Below are 20,015 nucleotides of genomic sequence, written 5' to 3'. Positions count from 1 at the left end.
TCAACACGCTGCGGCTAATAATTCCTGGCCGATCATGAAGGTAACTAATAACCCGACGTGAATGCTATACAGCTTGGGGCTAGCTGCTACAATCTCGCCTCATTTTTATCCAGCATAGCGTTTACACATGCATAATGACTCAAAAACAACACAACAACCTGGATTGCGCCGTGAATTAAAAGCGCGTCATCTCACCATGATCGCCATTGGCGGCTCCATCGGTACCGGCCTGTTTGTCGCCTCGGGTGCCACCATTTCTCAGGCCGGACCTGGCGGCGCGCTGCTCTCCTATGCGCTGATTGGCCTGATGGTCTACTTCCTGATGACCAGCCTCGGCGAACTCGCGGCATTTATGCCGGTTTCTGGCTCTTTCTCCACCTACGGTTCGAAATACGTTGAAGAAGGCTTCGGCTTCGCGCTGGGCTGGAACTATTGGTACAACTGGGCGGTCACCATCGCCGTTGACCTCGTCGCCTCGCAGCTCGTCATGAACTACTGGTTCCCGGACACGCCCGGCTGGATCTGGAGCGCACTGTTCCTCGGCCTAATGTTCCTGCTCAACTACATCTCCGTAAAAGGCTTCGGCGAAGCGGAATACTGGTTCTCGCTGATCAAAGTGACCACCGTCATCATCTTTATTGTGGTGGGCGTGCTGATGATCACCGGCATTCTGCGTGGCGCAGAAAACGCTGGCTGGCACAACTGGACCGTCGGCGAAGCGCCATTTGCCGGTGGATTTGCCGCGATGATTGGCGTGGCGATGATCGTCGGCTTCTCCTTCCAGGGCACCGAACTGATTGGTATCGCGGCCGGTGAATCTGAGGATCCGGCGAAGAACATCCCGCGCGCGGTGCGTCAGGTGTTCTGGCGAATTCTGCTGTTCTATATCTTTGCCATTCTGATCATCAGCCTGATTCTGCCGTACACCGATCCGAAGCTGCTGCATAACGACGTCACCGATATCGCCATCAGCCCGTTTACGCTGGTGTTCCAGAATGCCGGTCTGCTCTCTGCGGCGGCGGTGATGAACGCGGTGATTCTGACGGCGGTGCTGTCTGCGGGAAACTCCGGCATGTACGCCTCAACGCGCATGCTGTTCAACCTGGCACGCGAAGGCAAAGCGCCACGCATTTTCGGCAAACTGTCGAAAGGTGGCGTGCCGCGTAACGCGCTGATTGCCACCACCGTGGTGGCGGGACTGTGCTTCCTGAGCTCGAAATTTGGTAACCAGGAAGTTTACCTGTGGCTGCTGAACACTTCGGGTATGACCGGCTTTATCGCCTGGTTGGGTATCGCCATCAGCCATTACCGTTTCCGTCGCGGTTATATCGCGCAGGGTCACAGCCTCGCCGATTTGCCGTACCGTTCGGGCTTCTTCCCGCTGGGACCGATCTTCGCCTTTATTCTGTGTCTGATCATCACGCTGGGGCAGAACTATCAGGCGTTCCTTGCCGATCGCATTGATTGGTATGGCGTCGCCGCAACCTATATTGGTCTGCCGCTGTTCCTGGTGATTTGGTTGGGTTACAAGCTGACACGCGGCTCGCGCTTCGTGAAATACAGCGAGATGGAATTCCCGACGTTTAAAGAGTGATTGTTGTACGAAGGTCGCCATAAATGGCGATACGACAATCCTGGAAAGTGCGCAATTATGCGCACTTTTTTTTGGATTTTGTTACTCAGATTGAATTGATAATTATTATCACCTGCACTATTGTGGCTGCCGTTATGATTTCGACAAGAAACGGGTAGAACAATGCGTACCACCGACGCCACGCTGCTGGCGGAAAACGGCCTCGAAACCGATACCATCACACATTATCGTCAGGTATTGCGCCAGCGACTGTTGTTAATTGGCGTGCTGGTGCTGGCGATACTGGCCTCAGTGATTCTGGATTTCACGCTCGGCCCGGCTGGGCTCTCCCTCGATACCTTATGGCAAACGCTGACCCATCCCGATGCGGTCGATGCGGGTACGCGCGTGATTGTCTGGGATATCCGTTTACCTTACGCCTTGATGGCGGTGGTGGTGGGCTTCTCGCTTGGCCTTGCCGGTGCAGAGATGCAAACCATTCTGAATAACCCCCTTGCCAGCCCGTTTACGCTCGGCGTCTCGTCAGCGGCGGCCTTTGGTGCGGCGCTGGCGATCATTCTCGGCATCGGCATTCCGGGCGTACCGGATCAGTGGTTTATCTCCGCCAACGCCTTTGTGTTTGCGCTGTTTGCCGCCTTGATGCTGGATGGCGTGACGCGCTGGACCAAAGTCTCAACCTCTGGCGTGGTGCTGTTTGGTATCGCGCTGGTGTTCACCTTCAACGCATTAGTGTCGATGATGCAGTTCATCGCCAGCGAAGATACCTTGCAGGGCTTGGTGTTCTGGACCATGGGCAGTCTCGCACGCGCGTCGTGGGAAAAGCTCGGCGTATTAACCGCCGCCTTTGCCATCCTGATTCCGTTCTCGATGCTCAGCAGCTGGAAGCTGACCGCGCTGCGCCTCGGCGAAGATCGCGCGGTCAGCTTTGGTATCGACGTGCGCCGTCTGCGCCTGGCGACACTGCTGCGCATCAGTATTCTCTCCGCGCTGGCGGTGGCCTTTGTCGGTCCGATTGGCTTTATCGGTCTGGTCGCGCCGCATATTGCACGCATGATGTTTGGTGAAGATCACCGCTATTACCTGCCAGCCAGCGCGCTGGTCGGTGCGCTGGTGCTGTCGCTGGCCTCGGTGGCGTCGAAAAACCTGATTCCCGGCGTGATCATTCCGGTGGGGATTGTGACGTCGCTGGTCGGCGTGCCGTTCTTCCTCAGCATTATTCTGCGTCATCGGGGGACGGTGTAATGGAACAGGGATTACGTCTGAGTCATTTCTCCGCCGGTTACCCGAAGCGCAAGGTGATTGAAGATCTTAACGTGCCGGAACTGCCGCAGGGCAAAATCACCGTGTTGCTCGGCCCCAACGGCTGCGGCAAATCAACGCTGCTGCGCGCGCTGGCTGGTCTCGGCAAAGGGCAGGGCGAGCTGTGGCTGAACGGTGAAGAGCTGATGGGCCAGCCGTTTGCGCGTCGGGCGCAGCGTGTGGTTTATCTACCGCAAAGTCTGCCAGCGGGCGTGCATTTGCATGTGCTGGAGTCGATTATCGTGGCGCAGCGCGCGTCGGGTGGCTTACACAGCGCCTCGAGCGAAGCGGAGATCATGCATCTGCTCGAGCAACTCGGCATCGCGCATTTAGCCATGCGCTATCTCGATCAGCTGTCGGGCGGACAGAAGCAGTTGGTTGGCCTGGCGCAATCGCTGATTCGTCGCCCGGAACTGCTGCTGCTGGATGAACCGCTCAGCGCGCTGGACCTCAACTACCAGTTCCACGTGATGGATCTGGTACGTCGTGAAACCCGACTGCGCAATATTGTGACGGTGGTGGTGGTGCACGATATCAACATCGCGCTGCGTCATGCGGATCACGCGCTGATGCTGAAGGATGGCAATCTACTGGCGGACGGCGAGCCATCGCAGGTGATTACGCCAGAGACGCTGGCGCAGGTGTATGGCGTGCGCGGCCGTATCGAGCACTGCTCACGCGGCATGCCGCAGGTGATGATCGACGGGCTGGCGGAGACGTTGGTTTAGTAGGGTGCACGCTGTCCCCATATAGTGCACGCTGTCCCCCATCCCGGCCTTCCCCCGTAAACGGGGGAAGGAGATGCTGCCACATGCAGCTTCCAAACTCACATTTTGCAGCATCTTCCTCCCCCATTGATGGGGGAGGACCGAGGAGGGGGACAGCCAGCACAATTACACCAACAAATGCTTCGCGTGGAAACGCAGATGGTCTTCCACGAAGCTGGCGATAAAGAAATAGCTATGGTCGTAACCCGGCTGAATGCGTAACTCCAGCGGGAAACCTTGCTCACGCGCCACGGCTTCCAGTCGCTCTGGACGCAGTTGATCGGCGAGGAACTGGTCGCTATCCCCTTGATCAATCAGAATCGGCAAGCGCTGTTCCACGTCACGCATCAACAGGCAGCTATCCCATTCACGCCACGTCTGACGATCTTCACCCAGATAAGCGGCAAAGGCCTTCTGGCCCCACGGCACTTCGGTCGGATTGACGATCGGCGCGAAAGCCGAAGCAGACGCAAAACGCCCGCCGAGACGCAGTGCCAGCACCAGCGCACCGTGTCCGCCCATCGAATGCCCCATCACCGACTGACGATCGCTCAGCTTAAAGTTATCCGCCACCAGCTCCGGCAACTCGCTGCTGAGGTAATCGAACATGCGGAAGTTCGCCGCCCACGGCTGCTGCGTGGCGTTGAGGTAGAAACCTGCGCCCTGGCCGAGATCGTAACCGCTGTCGTTCGCCACCTCGTCACCGCGCGGGCTGGTGTCCGGCATAATCAGCACCAAACCCAGCTCCGCAGCAACGCGCTGTGCACCGGCTTTAGTCGTGAAGTTCTCATCGCTGCACGTCAACCCAGCGAGAAACCACACCACCGGCGGCGGTGCGTCACTCTGCGGCGGCGGCAGAAAAATGCTGAAGGTCATCGGACAGTTCAGCACCGCCGACTGATGACGCCAGCGCTGCTGCCAGCCACCAAAGATGCGATGCTCTTCTAACAGCTCCAAAGTGGAAGCCATAACGTCTCCTGATTACTTAGTAAAGTGCACCACCGTACGGATTGATTTCCCTTCATGCATCAGATCAAAGGCGTCGTTAATCTCTTCCAGCGGCAGGTTGTGGGTGATGAAATCGTTCAGCGCGAATTTTCCGTCGAGGTAATCCTGCACGATGCCCGGCAGCTGTGAGCGGCCTTTCACGCCACCAAATGCGGAACCACGCCATACGCGACCGGTCACCAGCTGGAATGGACGGGTAGAAATCTCCTGGCCTGCGCCAGCCACGCCGATGATCACCGATTCGCCCCAACCTTTGTGGCAGCACTCCAGCGCCGAACGCATCACGTTGACGTTTCCGATGCACTCGAAGGAGAAATCGACGCCACCGTCGGTGAGTTCAACGATCACATCCTGAATCGGCTTATCGTGATCTTTCGGGTTGATCAGATCGGTTGCACCCAGTTTGCGCGCCAGATCGAATTTACTGGTGTTGAGATCGATACCAATGATGCGGCCGGCTTTCGCCATTTTCGCGCCAATGATCGCTGACAAACCAATGCCGCCGAGGCCGAAGATCGCCACGGTATCGCCTTCTTTCACTTTAGCGGTATTCATCACCGCGCCCATGCCGGTGGTGACGCCGCAGCCCAGCAGGCACACTTCTTCCAGTGGCGCTTCTTTGCTAATCACCGCCAGCGAGATTTCCGGAACCACGGTGTATTCAGAGAAAGTTGAAGTGCCCATGTAGTGGAAAATCGGCTTACCGTCTTTGAAGAAGCGGGTGGTGCCGTCTGGCATCAAACCTTTGCCCTGGGTGGCACGAATCGCCTGACACAGGTTGGTTTTGCCAGAGAGACAGAACTTACACTTGCCGCATTCTGGGGTGTAAAGCGGAATCACGTGGTCGCCGACAGCCACGCTGGTCACGCCTTCACCAACCGCTTCCACCACGCCGCCACCTTCGTGGCCGAGGATCGCCGGGAATACGCCTTCCGGATCTTGTCCAGACAAGGTGTAAGCATCGGTGTGGCACACGCCGGTGGCCACGATGCGCACCAGCACTTCACCTTTCTGCGGTGGCATCAGATCCACTTCTTCAATTTTCAGCGGTTCGCCAGCTGCCCAGGCAACGGCGGCGCGGGTTTTGATCATGTTCATGCAATCCCTCTTCCTGTAGATGCGGGACAAAAGCCCCGATGGTCGTGATGTCGATAAAACAGAAACTCACTCGGCAACGTGCAGCGGATGCCGCAACTCGTCGTTAACCGGGCGATCGTCAAACAGTTCAATAATCAAATACTTCAGCGCTTCCACGTTGGGGGTAAACGCATCGCGCCGCCACATCAGCCAGGTGGCGGTATCGCGGTAAGCGGGCGGTAACGCATGTTCCTGCACACGTGCGCGCGCCGGCATTTGCGCCAGCACCGAGGCGGGAATCATCGCCACGCCCGCGCCACCGGCCACGCACGCTACCATCGCGTGATAGGACTGAATCTCCATCACGCTGCTCGGCGCGGTCTGGCTTTCGCGATACCAGGCTTCCAGCTTGGTGCGGTAGGAACAGCTATTGCGGAAAGCAAACAGCGTGTCGCCTTGTACATCGCGCGCGCTGGCAATCGGCGCATGTTCCGGGCTGGTGATCAGCACCATCTGCTCGTTAAAGGCAATACAGCCGTTGAGATCGTCGTGCGCCACCGGGCCATCCACCAGCGCGGCGGCCAGCGTACCTTCACGCACCTTGTCGATGATTTCACCGGAGGTATTGGTGATCAGCGACAGCTCCACCGCAGGAAAACGCTGGTGATAGGCCGCCAACAGCGCGGGCAGCCGCGTCGCGGCGGTGCTCTCCATCGAACCGAGTGCGAAATTACCGCCCGGCTCACCGGCGCGCGCCATATTCAGCGCTTCATCGCTCAGCGCCAGGATGCGCTGCGCATAGTTGAGGAAATTGTGGCCCATTGGCGACAAACGAATGCGTTGCTTCTCACGAATAAACAGATCAACGCCAATTTCATCTTCCAGCTGGCGCAGACGCGTGGTGAGATTGGAAGGTACGCGATGGAGTTGCTCGGCGGCACGCGCCAGCGAACCGGATTCGGCGACGGAGCAAAACATGCGGAGCTGTACTAAATCCATATTCTCTTCTCGTAAACAACTTGGTTAGTATTATTCACTTTCCGTGATTTTAAACGTCATGCATGCTAGTGACAAGTGATAAAACATCCTGAGGTCGGTATGGCGTTTCGTGTCGCGCTGAGCGCGTTCTTAAGTTTAGTGGTTGCAATGGGGATTGGGCGATTTGCTTTCACGCCGCAGGTTCCACTGATGATTCATGACCATCAACTGACGCTCACCAGCGCCAGTCTGGTGGCAGCACTCAACTATCTTGGCTATCTGTTTGGCTCATTTGATGCGATGCGTGCGCGCAAACGCGTCGAGTGGCGCTTACAGGCGGGCGTGTGGGGCGCGGTGATATTAACGTTGTTGTCGGCCTGCGTTAGCGGTCCGTGGTTACATGGCCTGATTCGTTTCCTGATTGGCTGGGCCAGCGGCTGGGCCATGGTGTTGCTGGCGGCATGGGCCAGCGATCAGCTGCATCATCATGGTCGTCCAGGCTTGCTGGCAGCGGTGTTTGCCGGCCCCGGCACCGGCATCTTTATCAGCGGCATGCTGGCCGTAGCGCTGCATGCCAGCGGCGTCAGCGCCGCCTTTGCGTGGGCGGCGTATGGTTTGCTGGCGCTGTTGTTGATTGGCGCGATTGCACGTTTTCTGCCGCGTACCGGCCAATTGCACCGTCCCGATCAAGCGGCATCGCCGCTGGTGCTGAATGGCGATTTAAAACGACTAGTGTTTAGCTACAGCCTTGCCGGCTTTGGCTACATTCTGCCCGCCACCTTTCTGTCGCAAATGGCGGCGGCGCGTTTTCCTGACAGCGCCTTTGCCCAGTTTGTCTGGCCGGTGTTTGGCGGCGCGGCGGTGATCGGCATCGTGTTGGGCATCCTGACGCGTCGCTGGGGCAGCAGCCATGCGCGTTTAGCAATGGTGCTGTGGGCGCAGGCATTGGGCGTTATTGCCGCGATTGTGCTGCCGGGTTTGAATGGCCTGATGCTGGGCGCCGCACTGATTGGCGGCGGCTTCCTGTGCGTGGTGCAACTGACGCTGCAATATGGTCGTGAGCTGGCACCGCAGCATGCGCGCTATCTTGCCGGTTTGCTCACCACCGGATATGCGGTTGGGCAGCTGGCCGGTCCGCTGCTGTCGTGGATTTCCAGCATGCTGTGGCATCAACTGGAACCGGCGCTGTGGGTGGCGGGCGCCAGTTTAATCGTTGCCGGGATGCTGGTTTTACGTCGCCGCACGTGATGAAAAGCTTATCGGAATGATTACTGGATTAAGGGCGCGGAGTATTTCACAATACGCGCTCAGAATTTCCCCCGTGGGCGAAGACCCGCGGGCGCATCACCTGCCGGAGAAGAGTAAATGAGTATCTTAAGTCAGGAAGCCGCCCTGGTTCACGAAGCGCTGTTGGCGCGTGGTCTGGAAACGCCGTTACGCGCCCCGGTGCGTGAAATGGATGACGACGCACGTAAACGCGAAATTGCCGGCCACATGACGCAAATCATGCAGTTGCTGAACCTGGATCTGGAAGATGACAGCCTGATGGAGACGCCGCACCGCATCGCCAAGATGTATGTGGATGAGATTTTCTCAGGTCTGGATTACGCCAACTTCCCGAAAATCACCGTCATCGAAAACAAGATGAAAGTGGATGAGATGGTGACCGTGCGCGATATCACGCTGACCAGCACCTGCGAACACCACTTTGTGATTATCGATGGCAAAGCCACCGTGGCGTATATCCCGAAAGAGAAAGTGATCGGCCTGTCGAAAATCAACCGTATCGTGCAGTTCTTCGCCCAGCGTCCGCAGGTGCAAGAGCGCCTGACGCAGCAAGTGCTGGTGGCGCTACAAACGCTGCTGGGCACCAATAACGTTGCGGTATCGATTGATGCGGTGCATTACTGCGTGAAAGCGCGTGGCGTGAAAGATGCCACCAGCGCCACCACCACCACCTCGCTGGGCGGCTTGTTCAAATCCAGCCAGAACACGCGTCAGGAGTTTTTGCGCGCGGTTCGCCACAGCTAATCTGTTTGGGCGGCAGCGTGTCGCCCGATTTCTTCTCTCCGTCAGGGCACTCGATGCAACGCTATCTCGCGCTGGATTTCATTCGTGGTTGCGCCATTCTCGGCATCTTGCTGCTTAACATTGTCGGCTTTGCGTTGCCCTCGGCGGCCTATCTCAATCCGGCGTGGCGCGGAGAAGCTTCAATATCTGATGCCTGGACATGGGCGATTATGGATGGCCTGGCGCAACTGAAATTCCTCACGCTGTTTGCCTTGCTGTTTGGTGCTGGCCTGTACATGCAGGCACCGCGCGGCAGCCGCTGGATGTCGGCGCGTTTGACGCTGCTGGTGCTGCTCGGTTTCATTCACGGCATCTTTTTCTGGGAAGGCGATATCCTGCTGGATTACGGCCTGATTGGGCTGATTATCTGGCGCATGCTGCGTGATGTGCCGTCCGACCGCGCGCTGTTACAAACCGGCGCATTACTCTATTTGGTCGGCTGTGGCGTGTTGGTGGTATTCGGCTTAATTTCCAGCCCCAATCCAACGAATTCCTGGCTGCCGGGCGCGGCGGAGCTGCAATATGAAAGCTACTGGAAACTGCTCGGCGGTTGGGAAGCGGTGCAGAATCGGCTGGATCACCTGTCATCCGGCTTAATGGCGCTGGCGTCACAATATGGCTGGCAGCTGGCGGGGTTGATGTTGATTGGTGCGGCATTGATGCGCAGCGGCTGGCTGAGCGGGCAATTCAGCGTGGAGCATTATCGCCGTGCGGCGGCGCTGCTGCTCACTATCGGCTGGCTGATCGCCATTCCCGGCATCGCCGCGCAGTGGATGATTGGCTGGGAATTCCGCTGGACCGGTTTCTTCCTACAGGTGCCGCGCGATCTTGCCAGCCCGTTTATCAGCCTCGGTTATGCCGCACTTTGTCTGGGATTCTGGCCGCACATTGCGTCATCGCGCATCAGTTACGCCATTCAATGCGTTGGCCGCATGGCATTGAGCAATTACCTGTTACAGACGCTGATTTGCACCACGCTGTTCTACCGTTTCAACCTGTTCCTCAAGTTTGACCGCCTGCAGCTGCTGGCCTTTGTACCGGCTATCTGGCTGGTTAATATCCTGTTTTCCGTGCTGTGGCTGCGCGTCTTCCCGCAGGGGCCAATGGAGTGGATCTGGCGCAAACTGACGCGTCTTGCTGCTGGAAAATCTGACCCTTCCTCCTCGCTCAGATAATGATGTTCATCACAAAGGTTGCAGAATTGTATGTAACCGTTTTCATTGATGTGACGTGATTCACGTAGTCGTGCCAGATGCCCTGACAGAATAGCGCCGTTACGCGCTTGTCGCGCATTTTCAGCCTTTGTGGAACAGCTGCATGATAACGATTCGTGATGTCGCCCGTCAGGCCGGTGTGTCAGTAGCCACCGTGTCACGTGTGCTCAATAACAGCAGTGCAGTCACCGCCGATACCCGTGAAGCCGTGCTGGCCGCCGTTGAAGCGTTAGGCTATCGCCCGAACGCCAACGCGCAGGCGTTGGCCACGCAAATCAGTGACACCATTGGCGTGGTGGTGATGGATGTTTCCGATCCCTTCTTTGGCGCGCTGGTGAAAGCGGTCGATACCGTGGCGCAGCGCGTGCATAAACACGTGTTAATCAGTAACTCCTGGCATCAGGAAGAGAAAGAACGTCACGCAATTGAGGTGCTGATACGTCAACGTTGCAACGCATTGGTGGTGCACGCGAAAACGCTTTCAGACGCTGAACTGACGCAGTTTATGGATCAGGTTCCGGGTATGGTCTTGATTAACCGTACAATTCCCGGTTATGAACACCGCTGCGTCTGCCTGGATAATGTCACCGGTGCTCAGGTAGCGACGCGCATGTTGTTACAACAGGGACATCAACGCATTGGCTTCCTCAGCTCCAGTCATCCGATTGAGGATGTGACGCAACGACGCGAAGGCTGGCTGCAGGCCTTGTCAGAGCAGGGAATTCGCCCGCAGGAGTCATGGATTGCGCATGCTGAACCTGACATGCAAGGCGGCGAAGCAGCGATGGTGGAATTACTTGGCCGTAACTTACATTTAACAGCGGTGTTTTCCTACAATGACGGCATGGCAGCGGGTGCATTGACCGCTTTAAAGGACAACGGCATCCAGGTTCCACAGCATTTCTCTGTCATTGGCTTTGATGACATTCCCATCTCACGTTACACCGATCCACAGTTAACTACGGTCCGTTATCCTATTGTTTCTATGGCAAAACTTGCCACTGAGCTGGCGCTGAAAGGTGCTGTTGGTGAGCTGGATATCAATGCATCACACTGCTTTATGCCCACGCTGGTACGTCGCCATTCTGTCGCCCAGCGGCAAATTGTGGAGTCGGTCACTAATTCAGGCGATAGCTCAGTGTAACCGTTTCCAATCTGTGATTGCATTCACAGTTAATTAACATGCCGCTCACTATGATGGCAGCGTCTTACCGGACTGAAACATCATGTAACGCTGAGAAATCCACTTCCCAGCCGGTTTCAGTAGCCGATTGAAATAGTTCACAACACTCTTCAGGAAGCGTTTACCTACAGGGAAGTCAGGATTGCGATGGTGGCCCGGCTTTGCGTTACGCGTCCGCCCATTATCAGGTTTACAACCGACGGCGCTGTTTGCCCGCAGGCACATAGCGCAATGAAATGCCCTACATAAAAACCGGAGATACCATGAATAAGAAGGTTTTCACGCTCACAGCACTGGTTGCCAGCATGATGTTTGGTGCAACTGCGCACGCCGCCGATACCCGCATTGGCGTGACGATTTACAAATACGACGACAACTTCATGTCGATGGTGCGTAAGGACATTGAGAAAGAAGCGAAATCATTGGGCGGCATTCAGCTGCTGATGAACGACTCACAGAACGACCAGTCCAAACAGAACGACCAGATTGACGTGCTGATGGCTAAAGGCGTGAAAGCGCTGGCTATCAACCTGGTGGATCCGGCTGCTGCGGCAGTGGTGATTGATAAAGCGCGCGGCAACGACGTGCCGGTGGTGTTCTTCAATAAAGAACCTAACGCCAAAGTGCTGGCCAGCTATCCGAAAGCCTACTACGTCGGTACCGATTCTAAAGAGTCAGGCATTATCCAGGGTCAGCTGATTGAGAAGCACTGGAAAGCTACGCCAGCGTGGGATCTGAACAAAGACGGTACGATTCAGTTTGTGCTGCTGAAAGGCGAGCCGGGCCATCCGGATGCTGAAGCGCGTACCAAATACGTGATCGATACCCTGAACAAAGACGGTCTGAAAACGCAGCAGCTGGCGATGGATACCGCGATGTGGGACACCGCACAGGCAAAAGACAAAGTTGACGCCTGGCTCTCTGGCCCGAACGCCGACAAGATTGAAGTGATTATCGCCAACAACGATGCGATGGCAATGGGTGCGGTTGAAGCGCTGAAAGCGCACAACAAAACCAGCATTCCAGTGTTCGGTGTCGATGCACTGCCAGAAGCGCTGGCGCTGGTGAAATCAGGCGCACTGGCCGGTACCGTGCTGAACGATGCGGAAAACCAGGCGAAAGCGACGCTGGATATTGCTAACAATCTGGCCAATGGCAAAGAGCCAACCGCTGGCACCAACTTCAAGATGGACAACAAAATCGTACGTGTTCCTTACGTACCAGTAGATAAAGAAAATCTGTCGCAGTTTGTGAAGTAATTCATCCTGGGCGCGGCATTTCGCCGCGCCTTATTGCATCTGACCAACGCTTTATTTAGCCAGGTAAATTATGGCCAGTGAGAATCCGACCACACAGCGTGAATATCTGCTGGAGATGACGAATGTCTCTAAATCATTTCCAGGGGTTAAAGCCTTAGATAATGTGAATTTAAAAGTGCGGCCGCACTCCGTTCATGCATTAATGGGAGAAAACGGCGCCGGGAAATCTACATTATTAAAATGTCTGTTTGGGATTTATAAAAAGGATACGGGGAGCATCCTGTTTCAGGGTGAAGAAATTGATTATAAGAGCTCCAAAGAGGCGCTGGAAAATGGCGTTTCCATGGTGCATCAGGAATTAAACCTGGTTCTGCAACGCAACGTCATGGATAACATGTGGCTTGGCCGTTATCCACGTAAAGGCGTATTTGTTGATCAGGATAAAATGTATCGCGATACCAAAGCGATCTTTGATGAATTAGATATTGATATCGATCCGCGCGATAAAGTCGCCACCTTATCTGTCTCGCAGATGCAGATGATCGAAATCGCCAAAGCTTTTTCCTATGACGCGAAGATTGTCATTATGGATGAGCCGACATCATCGCTGACCGAAAAAGAAGTGAATCACTTGTTCACGATTATTCGTAAGCTGAAAGATCGCGGCTGCGGCATTGTCTATATCTCGCATAAGATGGAAGAGATATTCCAGCTGTGCGATGAGATCACCATTTTGCGTGATGGGCAGTGGATCGCCACTCAGCCGCTGGAAGGGCTGGATATGGACAAGATCATCTCGATGATGGTTGGCCGTTCATTGAACCAGCGTTTCCCGGACAAAACCAACGTGCCGGGGGAAACCATTCTTGAGGTGCGTCATTTAACCTCACTGCGTCAGCCTTCAATTCGTGATATCTCGTTCGATCTGCGTAAAGGTGAAATTCTGGGTATTGCCGGTTTGGTGGGCGCCAAGCGTACCGACATCGTCGAAACTCTGTTTGGGATTCGCGAAAAGTCGGGCGGCACGATTAAATTGCACGGTAAGGCGATTAATAACCACAGTGCCAACGAAGCCATTAACCACGGTTTTGCGCTGGTGACGGAAGAGCGTCGTTCCACCGGTATTTATGCGTATCTGGATATTGGCTTTAACTCGCTTATCTCCAATATTAAAAAGTATAAATCCAGCATGGGGCTGCTCGATAATAAACGCATGAAAAGCGATACCCAATGGGTGATTGATTCGATGCGCGTGAAAACGCCAGGTCATCATACGCAAATTGGTTCGCTTTCCGGTGGTAACCAACAAAAAGTGATCATTGGTCGCTGGTTATTAACGCAGCCGGAAATATTGATGCTGGATGAACCAACGCGCGGGATTGATGTGGGCGCGAAATTCGAAATCTACCAACTTATTGCTGAGTTGGCGAAGAAAGAGAAGGGCATCATTATTATCTCTTCTGAAATGCCAGAACTGTTGGGTATTACCGATCGTATTTTAGTGATGAGTAATGGCCAAGTAGCAGGCATTGTTGATACCAAAACGACCTCGCAGAATGAAATCCTGCGTTTAGCGTCATTACACCTTTAATGAAGCAAGGGCTTTAACATGAAAGCGACTACTAAAAAGAATGCGCTAACCTGGTTAAAAGAGGGCGGCATTTACGTTGTCCTGTTTGTACTGCTGGCAATTATTATTTTCCAGGATCCAACGTTCTTAAGTTTAATGAACCTAAGTAATATTCTGACCCAATCCTCAGTGCGTATTATTATTGCATTGGGCGTGGCCGGTTTGATTGTCACTCAAGGTACGGACCTTTCAGCGGGTCGTCAGGTAGGTTTAGCGGCGGTGGTGGCAGCAACGCTGCTGCAGGCGATGGATAACGCGAACAAGGTGTTCCCGCATCTGGACACCGTGCCAATCCCGGTAGTTATCCTGACCGTGTGCATCATCGGCGGCGTGATTGGTCTGGTAAACGGTGTGATCATTGCTTACCTCAAGGTAACGCCATTTATCACCACCCTGGGCACCATGATCATCGTTTACGGCATCAACTCACTCTATTACGACTTTGTGGGGGCATCACCGATTGCCGGTTTCGATCCTGGCTTCTCCAAATTTGCTCAGGGCTTCCTGCGTTTCGGTGACTTCAAACTGTCGTTCATCACCTTCTACGCCGTGATTGCCATCGTATTTGTTTGGGTGCTGTGGAATAAAACCCGTTTCGGCCGCAACATCTTCGCTATCGGTGGTAACCCGGAAGCGGCGAAAGTGTCTGGCGTAAACGTACCGTTCAACCTGATTCTGGTGTATGCATTGTCAGGCGTGTTCTACGCGTTCGGCGGGATGCTGGAAGCGGGCCGTATCGGCAGCGCTACCAACAACCTCGGCTTTATGTATGAGCTGGATGCGATTGCGGCTTGTGTGGTCGGCGGAGTGTCGTTTGCCGGTGGCGTGGGTTCTGTAGCGGGCGTGGTGACCGGTGTCATCATTTTTACCGTCATCAACTACGGCTTGACCTACATCGGCGTCAACCCTTACTGGCAGTACATCATCAAGGGCGGCATCATCATCTTCGCTGTGGCGCTGGATTCACTGAAGTACGCACGTAAAAAATAAGACATCACACAACAAACAAAGGGCCGCGCAATGCGGCCCTTTTACATTGGTGGTCGCCATAAATGGCGACCCTACAAAATGCACCGCTACCACTTACTTCTGCAGTTTCTCTTCCAGCTCCAGCAACTGCTCTGGCGTTACTGCCGGATAACTCTGCGCATCTTCCGGCACTTCATGCACCGCAGGAATCGGCACTAGCGGGCCGAGGAAACGCGGCTCGCGCTTCATCAAATACAAATCCGCCAGCGCACCCAAACGTGCACCCACTTCGCGGAAACGTACCGACAACATGTTTTTCGGCGACGGCACCGCATAACACTGCGCCTGAATCCCCAGATGCTGTGCGATATACAGCGCGCGCTCACAGTGGAAGCGCTGGGTAATGATGATGAAATCGTTGGTATCGAACACTTTGCGCGTGCGCACAATCGAATCCAGCGTGCGGAAGCCGGCGTAATCCAGCACGATGTCCGACGGCGCGACGCCCGCTTTAATCAAATCGCGGCGCATGGTCATCGGTTCGTTATAGCTTTGCTGCGCATTATCACCGCTCAGCAGCAGGTAATTGACCTTGCCGCTGTTATAAGCGTTCAACGCGCCCTGAATGCGATAGAGGTAATACTGATTGATCACGCCCGTGCGGTAGTACTTCGCCGTGCCCAAGACCACGCCGACCTGACGATGTGGCAACGAGGTGACATCTTCATATATAAAGGGCGCGGTTTTCCAGCTGATCCAGCGATCCAGGCCGAGCGCGGTCGCCACCATCAGTAAGATGATGAAAAACAGACCAAAGAAAACGCGTTTAATCATGCGCGCGGGCACTCGGTTGGCAGAATTCAGAATGGATAAAGGCTACTTGAGGCGGGCGGGGGAAGCAAGTAAACGCCCGTTGGCTGACGTTTTTTTAAACGTTGCCGGATCTAAATGATCCGGCAACGGATTTATCAGATCGAAGTACGGCGATAATTACGATACTGCGGCAGCCAGAAGTTGTTGCTGACGGCTTTCGACAGCACATCTTCCGAGGTCACCACCGCCACACCAGCCAGCTGCGCGGCTTTGCCCACTTCAATGGCAATCAGCTTGGACACGCCTTGTATATCTTTGATCTCCGGCAGAACCGGACCTTCGCCATCGTTAACCAGCGGTGAGCAGTCGGCCAGTGCGCGGCTGGCGGTCATCAGCATCGAATCCGTCACGCGACTGGCGCCCGCAGCGATGACACCCAAACCGATGCCAGGGAAGATATAGGAGTTGTTGCACTGGGCGATTGGATAGGTTTTCCCTTTCCAGGTCACCGGTGAGAACGGGCTGCCGGTGGCAACCAGCGCGGCACCGTCGGTCCAGGCGATGATGTCGGCTGGCGTTGCTTCCACGCGTGACGTCGGGTTCGACAGCGGCATAACGATTGGACGCTTGGTGTGCTTGTGCATCTCGCGGATGATCTCTTCGGTGAACAGGCCAGGTTGACCTGACACGCCGATCAGAATATCCGGCTTGGCGTTGCGCACCACGTCGAGCAGAGAAATTGAATCGCTATCGGTATCCCAATCTTTCAGGCTCTCGCTCTTCTGCACCAGCTTGCTCTGGAAATTGAGCAGGTTCGGCAGTTTGTCGGTCAGCAGACCGAAGCGATCGACCATCATCACGCGGCCACGCGCTTCATCATCGCTCAAACCTTCCGACTTCATCTGCGCGATGATTTGCTCGGCGATACCACAACCGGCAGAACCGGCACCGAGGAACACCACTTTCTGCTCGCACAGGCGGCTGCCCGCAGCGCGGCTGGCGGCGATCAGCGTGCCGACGGTCACTGCGGCGGTGCCCTGAATATCGTCGTTGAAGCAGCAGATCTCATCGCGATAGCGCTCCAGCAGCGGCATGGCGTTTTTCTGCGCGAAGTCTTCGAACTGCAACAGCACGTTCGGCCAGCGACGGTTGACTGCCTGGATGAACTCGTTAACAAACTCTTCGTACTCTTCGCCAGTGATACGCGGATGACGCCAGCCCATGTAGAGCGGATCGTTCAGCAACTGTTGGTTGTTGGTGCCAACATCCAGCACCACCGGCAAGGTGTAAGCCGGGCTGATGCCGCCACACGCGGTATACAGCGACAGCTTACCGATTGGGATGCCCATGCCGCCGATACCCAAATCGCCGAGACCAAGAATACGTTCGCCATCGGTCACCACGATCACTTTTACATTCTGCTTAGTGGCGTTCTGCAGCATGTCTTCAATGCGATCGCGGTTGTTATAAGAGATGAACACGCCGCGCGCGCGACGGTAGATTTCAGAGAAGTGTTCACAGGCCGCGCCGACCGTTGGGGTGTAGATAATCGGCATCATCTCTTCCAGATGATTGTCGAGCAGGCGGTAGAACAGGGTTTCGTTGGTGTCCTGGATGTTGCGCAGATAGACATGCTTGTCGTTGTTGTTTTTGAAATCCAGGAACTGGCGCCAGGCACGTTCTGCCTGCTCTTCGATGGTTTCTACCGCTTCCGGTAGCAGACCGTTGAGGTTAAATTCGTTACGTTCTTCGAGGGTGAAGGCGCTGCCTTTATTCAACAGCGGAAATTCCAGCAGGATCGGACCCGCATAAGGAATATACAGCGGGCGTTTACTTTCGTAGTCGAGTTCCATGCAGTGCTTGCTCCGGTTGCAGTGTTTTCTGACGTATCGCCGGGAAAAGGTCACGCCAGTCCATCTTGAAGTGAAGAGGTTCTGGCGCCCGATCCTATGAAAATTCCTGCAGATGTACAGCTTTTGTTAACAGAAGGTCACAAAAGCGGTAAAAGGATCACTAAACTGATGTTTTCGAAACTAAAGTAAGTGAGAAATCCTCACATCCCAACGCCTTAAGCGTCGCGCGAGTCGCATCCAACTGACTCAGCGTGCTCTCCTGACATTCTGCCAAAACGGCTTGCTGAATAGTCTCCAGCGCTTCGTTGCTCATGTTCATCAAAATCAGTGCGGCCTGCAGCGGCGGCAAGCTTGGGTTGAAGGCGGCGTTTTCCGCATAGCGACCGGTAAAGACCTTGCCGCTCAGGCTGCGCAGCGCCACGCCGCTGTAACTCTGGCTATAAGGGGCGTGACTGTGATTGGCGGCAGTAATGGCAGCCTGTTGCAACGCATCACCTTGAACGGCAAAACCATGATCGATCGGCGTCAGCAGACGTTCAGTGATGTTCAGATCGGCTGGACCAAACGCATCCGGCAAATAGTCGCCCAGCGTGCTAACCGCGCGTCCAGGCAGGCTGATGCGAATCGCCGTGCCGCTGTTCAGCTCGTTCATAAACTGACGACAATGTCCGCACGGCGTGTAGTTGACGGTAATCGCTGCCAGTTTCTCTTCACCGCGCAGCCAGGCATGCGTAATGGCACTTTGCTCGGCGTGCACCGTCTGCTGTAGCGGCGTGTGCAGGAACTCCATGTTGGCGCCGAAATACCAGTGGCCGCTGACGCCGCGCGAGATCGCGCCGACATTAAAATTTGATACGGTTGCCACCGCGCAGCTCGCCGCCAGCGGCAGCAGTTCCAGCGCCAGCGCATCATCATCCAGACCGGTAAGCTGTTTCAGTTGCGCGACATCCTGCGGACGCAATACGCCGTGAAAATCCGGCGCATCGAGCAGCGGCTGAATTGCAGCTTGCAGCGCAGTGGGCAGGGCAGAAAAAGCAGTAAGGAATCGTGAATGCATGATGTGATGGCCTCAGTTACGCGTTAGCGGCGATGCGCCGCCAGAGGTTTTATATGTGATCCAAGTCGCTCTGACAATGCAAGCTGATTGGGTTGTTTCAACTTTGCGAGATCTCTCGCAAGTTTCAGCCCCACCAATGCATTAATAGCGGAAAAAGGAAGGGTGCCAGTAACGAAGTGATGATGCCGCAAATCACCAAAGCCAGTGAGCTGAAGGCACCTTCCTGATAATCAATCTCGGCGGCGCGCGCGGTGCCTAATGCGTGCGAAGCGTTTCCAATCGCCAAGCCGCGCGAAGATTTGTTTTTCACCTTAAACAGATTAAGCAGCATATGACCAAACACCGCACCCAGCACACCGGCGATCAGCACGCAAATAGCGCTGATGGCGGGAATACCGTGCAGCGAGGCGGAGACCGCCATCGCAATCGGCGTGGTAACGGATTTCGGCATAATGGTGGCGGCGATTTCCGGCGTTGCGCCCATCCACAGCGCAATCGCGGTGCCTGACACCATCGCCGTGATGCTGCCGATGAAACAGACGCTGATGATGGTTTTCCAGCGCGCGCGAATCTGATGCATCTGCTCATACAGCGGCAACGCCAGCGCGACAACCGCCGGTTGCAGCAACTGATTGAGCAGGCTGCTGCCGGCAAAATAGCGCGTGTAAGGCAGATTGGTGAGCAGCAGAATCGGAATGACAATCGTCATCGCCACCAGCAATGGATTGACGATGGAGATATTGATTTTCGCCGCCAGTTTGCGCGCCAGAAAATAGGAGATTACGGTCAGCGGCAGCGACCACCATGCGTCAATCATTCGGCTTCTCCTGCGGGCGCTGCAAACGTTCTGCACTTAGACCGACAATCAGCAGCACCATAAAAGTACTGACAATGCACGACACCACAATCGGTCCAAACTGCGCGGTGAGGATATCGGTATAGCCCATCACGCCGACGCTAATCGGCACAAACAGCAGCGCCATATAGCGAATCAGTAAATGGCATCCGGGTTTCACCCACTCAACCGGCATGATTTGCAGCGCCAGCAACAGGAACAGCAGCAGCATGCCGATGATGCTGCCAGGAATGGTTATCGGGAGTAGGGCAGAAATCCCCATTCCGGCGTAAAGCGCCGCATAGATGATGGCGAAGGCGCGCACATAGCGCCAACAAGCAGAGAGTACGGCAGGCATGTCAGGCTCCTGTTTTCGTAGCGCTTTATCATACGCATTAAGCGATTAGCG

18 protein-coding genes are annotated in these 20,015 nt (G+C 55.3%); 10 read left to right on the top strand and 8 right to left on the bottom strand.

Features of this window, described 5'->3' with window-relative positions; all coding sequences use genetic code 11:
- The first annotated feature begins 127 nt into the window (after nucleotides 1–127).
- From NQH49_RS12885 to NQH49_RS12875, 3 genes are all read left to right on the top strand, one after another.
- Nucleotides 128–1,594, top strand: a complete 1,467-nt coding sequence (locus NQH49_RS12885) for an amino acid permease (RefSeq protein ID WP_256696910.1) — start codon at nucleotides 128–130, stop codon at nucleotides 1,592–1,594.
- Nucleotides 1,595–1,756: 162 nt separating this feature from the next.
- Nucleotides 1,757–2,836 carry a FecCD family ABC transporter permease gene (locus NQH49_RS12880; protein WP_154181553.1) on the top strand — a complete coding sequence of 360 codons (1,080 nt, stop codon included), beginning with the start codon at nucleotides 1,757–1,759 and terminating at the stop codon, nucleotides 2,834–2,836.
- A complete protein-coding gene (locus NQH49_RS12875; RefSeq protein WP_008104987.1) occupies nucleotides 2,836–3,621 on the top strand; it encodes an ABC transporter ATP-binding protein in 786 nt (261 codons plus the stop codon). The genes NQH49_RS12880 and NQH49_RS12875 overlap by 1 nt, the downstream gene beginning before the upstream one ends.
- A 165-nt stretch (nucleotides 3,622–3,786) precedes the next feature.
- On the opposite strand, the gene fghA is transcribed toward NQH49_RS12875, so the two are convergent.
- The 3 genes from fghA to ptrR all read right to left on the bottom strand — a co-directional run bounded on the left by fghA (nucleotide 3,787) and on the right by ptrR (nucleotide 6,744).
- Complete coding sequence (gene fghA, locus NQH49_RS12870) at nucleotides 3,787–4,629, bottom strand: S-formylglutathione hydrolase (protein WP_008104985.1); 843 nt, start codon at nucleotides 4,627–4,629, stop codon at nucleotides 3,787–3,789.
- Between the two features lie 12 nt (nucleotides 4,630–4,641).
- Complete coding sequence (locus NQH49_RS12865) at nucleotides 4,642–5,766, bottom strand: S-(hydroxymethyl)glutathione dehydrogenase/class III alcohol dehydrogenase (protein ID WP_064739274.1); 1,125 nt, start codon at nucleotides 5,764–5,766, stop codon at nucleotides 4,642–4,644.
- Between the two features lie 66 nt (nucleotides 5,767–5,832).
- Nucleotides 5,833–6,744: a putrescine utilization regulator PtrR gene (gene ptrR / locus NQH49_RS12860; protein WP_101763711.1), complete on the bottom strand. Its 912-nt coding sequence runs from the start codon at nucleotides 6,742–6,744 to the stop codon at nucleotides 5,833–5,835.
- A gap of 99 nt (nucleotides 6,745–6,843) precedes the next feature.
- On the opposite strand from ptrR, the gene NQH49_RS12855 reads away from it, so the two are divergent.
- The 7 genes from NQH49_RS12855 (at nucleotide 6,844) to mglC (ending at nucleotide 15,069) form a co-directional block, all read left to right on the top strand.
- Entirely contained in the window at nucleotides 6,844–7,971 is a 1,128-nt protein-coding gene (locus NQH49_RS12855; protein WP_256696909.1) for a YbfB/YjiJ family MFS transporter, read from the top strand.
- Between the two features lie 117 nt (nucleotides 7,972–8,088).
- Complete coding sequence (gene folE, locus NQH49_RS12850) at nucleotides 8,089–8,754, top strand: GTP cyclohydrolase I FolE (protein WP_008104975.1); 666 nt, start codon at nucleotides 8,089–8,091, stop codon at nucleotides 8,752–8,754.
- A 53-nt stretch (nucleotides 8,755–8,807) separates the two neighbouring features.
- Nucleotides 8,808–9,968, top strand: a complete 1,161-nt coding sequence (gene yeiB / locus NQH49_RS12845; RefSeq protein ID WP_256696908.1) for a DUF418 domain-containing protein YeiB — start codon at nucleotides 8,808–8,810, stop codon at nucleotides 9,966–9,968.
- A 142-nt stretch (nucleotides 9,969–10,110) separates the two neighbouring features.
- Nucleotides 10,111–11,151 (top strand): HTH-type transcriptional regulator GalS, encoded by a 1,041-nt coding sequence (galS, locus tag NQH49_RS12840; protein ID WP_256696907.1) that lies wholly within the window; start codon nucleotides 10,111–10,113, stop codon nucleotides 11,149–11,151.
- Nucleotides 11,152–11,453: 302 nt separating this feature from the next.
- The gene (mglB, locus tag NQH49_RS12835; protein ID WP_256696906.1) at nucleotides 11,454–12,449 is read left to right on the top strand and encodes a galactose/glucose ABC transporter substrate-binding protein MglB; all 996 of its coding nucleotides are present in this window, start codon (nucleotides 11,454–11,456) and stop codon (nucleotides 12,447–12,449) included.
- Between the two features lie 70 nt (nucleotides 12,450–12,519).
- A complete protein-coding gene (mglA, locus tag NQH49_RS12830; protein WP_008104954.1) occupies nucleotides 12,520–14,040 on the top strand; it encodes a galactose/methyl galactoside ABC transporter ATP-binding protein MglA in 1,521 nt (506 codons plus the stop codon).
- An 18-nt stretch (nucleotides 14,041–14,058) separates the two neighbouring features.
- Nucleotides 14,059–15,069, top strand: a complete 1,011-nt coding sequence (mglC, locus tag NQH49_RS12825; protein WP_007889502.1) for a galactose/methyl galactoside ABC transporter permease MglC — start codon at nucleotides 14,059–14,061, stop codon at nucleotides 15,067–15,069.
- 93 nt (nucleotides 15,070–15,162) lie between these two features.
- Here mglC and sanA read toward each other — a convergent pair whose 3' ends face one another.
- The 5 genes from sanA to NQH49_RS12800 form a co-directional block, all read right to left on the bottom strand.
- Nucleotides 15,163–15,882, bottom strand: coding sequence for an outer membrane permeability protein SanA (gene sanA / locus NQH49_RS12820; RefSeq protein ID WP_008104952.1), 720 nt, complete (start codon nucleotides 15,880–15,882; stop codon nucleotides 15,163–15,165).
- Nucleotides 15,883–16,016: 134 nt separating this feature from the next.
- Nucleotides 16,017–17,714 carry an NAD-dependent malic enzyme gene (locus tag NQH49_RS12815; RefSeq protein ID WP_256696905.1) on the bottom strand — a complete coding sequence of 566 codons (1,698 nt, stop codon included), beginning with the start codon at nucleotides 17,712–17,714 and terminating at the stop codon, nucleotides 16,017–16,019.
- Between the two features lie 160 nt (nucleotides 17,715–17,874).
- Nucleotides 17,875–18,771 (bottom strand): cytidine deaminase, encoded by an 897-nt coding sequence (cdd, locus tag NQH49_RS12810; protein ID WP_256696904.1) that lies wholly within the window; start codon nucleotides 18,769–18,771, stop codon nucleotides 17,875–17,877.
- A gap of 124 nt (nucleotides 18,772–18,895) precedes the next feature.
- Entirely contained in the window at nucleotides 18,896–19,588 is a 693-nt protein-coding gene (locus NQH49_RS12805; protein ID WP_256696903.1) for a CidB/LrgB family autolysis modulator, read from the bottom strand.
- Nucleotides 19,581–19,964: a CidA/LrgA family protein gene (locus tag NQH49_RS12800; protein ID WP_256696901.1), complete on the bottom strand. Its 384-nt coding sequence runs from the start codon at nucleotides 19,962–19,964 to the stop codon at nucleotides 19,581–19,583. The genes NQH49_RS12805 and NQH49_RS12800 overlap by 8 nt, the downstream gene beginning before the upstream one ends.
- Between the last annotated feature and the right edge of the window lie 51 nt (nucleotides 19,965–20,015).

The sequence above is a fragment of the Pantoea trifolii genome (assembly GCF_024506435.1).
Taxonomy (GTDB): domain Bacteria; phylum Pseudomonadota; class Gammaproteobacteria; order Enterobacterales; family Enterobacteriaceae; genus Pantoea; species Pantoea trifolii.
The sequence above is the reverse complement of the archived record's forward strand: the minus strand, read 5'-3'. Positions and strand labels throughout refer to the sequence as shown.

Excerpts from the sequence above, each read along its gene's own strand:
- NQH49_RS12885 (WP_256696910.1), top strand. The coding sequence starts at position 128 with ATGCATAATGACTCAAAAACAACACAACAACCTGGATTGCGCCGTGAA.
- NQH49_RS12880 (WP_154181553.1), top strand. The coding sequence starts at position 1,757 with ATGCGTACCACCGACGCCACGCTGCTGGCGGAAAACGGCCTCGAAACC.
- NQH49_RS12875 (WP_008104987.1), top strand. The coding sequence starts at position 2,836 with ATGGAACAGGGATTACGTCTGAGTCATTTCTCCGCCGGTTACCCGAAG.
- fghA (WP_008104985.1), bottom strand. The coding sequence starts at position 4,629 with ATGGCTTCCACTTTGGAGCTGTTAGAAGAGCATCGCATCTTTGGTGGC.
- NQH49_RS12865 (WP_064739274.1), bottom strand. The coding sequence starts at position 5,766 with ATGAACATGATCAAAACCCGCGCCGCCGTTGCCTGGGCAGCTGGCGAA.
- ptrR (WP_101763711.1), bottom strand. The coding sequence starts at position 6,744 with ATGGATTTAGTACAGCTCCGCATGTTTTGCTCCGTCGCCGAATCCGGT.
- NQH49_RS12855 (WP_256696909.1), top strand. The coding sequence starts at position 6,844 with ATGGCGTTTCGTGTCGCGCTGAGCGCGTTCTTAAGTTTAGTGGTTGCA.
- folE (WP_008104975.1), top strand. The coding sequence starts at position 8,089 with ATGAGTATCTTAAGTCAGGAAGCCGCCCTGGTTCACGAAGCGCTGTTG.
- yeiB (WP_256696908.1), top strand. The coding sequence starts at position 8,808 with ATGCAACGCTATCTCGCGCTGGATTTCATTCGTGGTTGCGCCATTCTC.
- galS (WP_256696907.1), top strand. The coding sequence starts at position 10,111 with ATGATAACGATTCGTGATGTCGCCCGTCAGGCCGGTGTGTCAGTAGCC.
- mglB (WP_256696906.1), top strand. The coding sequence starts at position 11,454 with ATGAATAAGAAGGTTTTCACGCTCACAGCACTGGTTGCCAGCATGATG.
- mglA (WP_008104954.1), top strand. The coding sequence starts at position 12,520 with ATGGCCAGTGAGAATCCGACCACACAGCGTGAATATCTGCTGGAGATG.
- mglC (WP_007889502.1), top strand. The coding sequence starts at position 14,059 with ATGAAAGCGACTACTAAAAAGAATGCGCTAACCTGGTTAAAAGAGGGC.
- sanA (WP_008104952.1), bottom strand. The coding sequence starts at position 15,882 with ATGATTAAACGCGTTTTCTTTGGTCTGTTTTTCATCATCTTACTGATG.
- NQH49_RS12815 (WP_256696905.1), bottom strand. The coding sequence starts at position 17,714 with ATGGAACTCGACTACGAAAGTAAACGCCCGCTGTATATTCCTTATGCG.
- cdd (WP_256696904.1), bottom strand. The coding sequence starts at position 18,771 with ATGCATTCACGATTCCTTACTGCTTTTTCTGCCCTGCCCACTGCGCTG.
- NQH49_RS12805 (WP_256696903.1), bottom strand. The coding sequence starts at position 19,588 with ATGATTGACGCATGGTGGTCGCTGCCGCTGACCGTAATCTCCTATTTT.
- NQH49_RS12800 (WP_256696901.1), bottom strand. The coding sequence starts at position 19,964 with ATGCCTGCCGTACTCTCTGCTTGTTGGCGCTATGTGCGCGCCTTCGCC.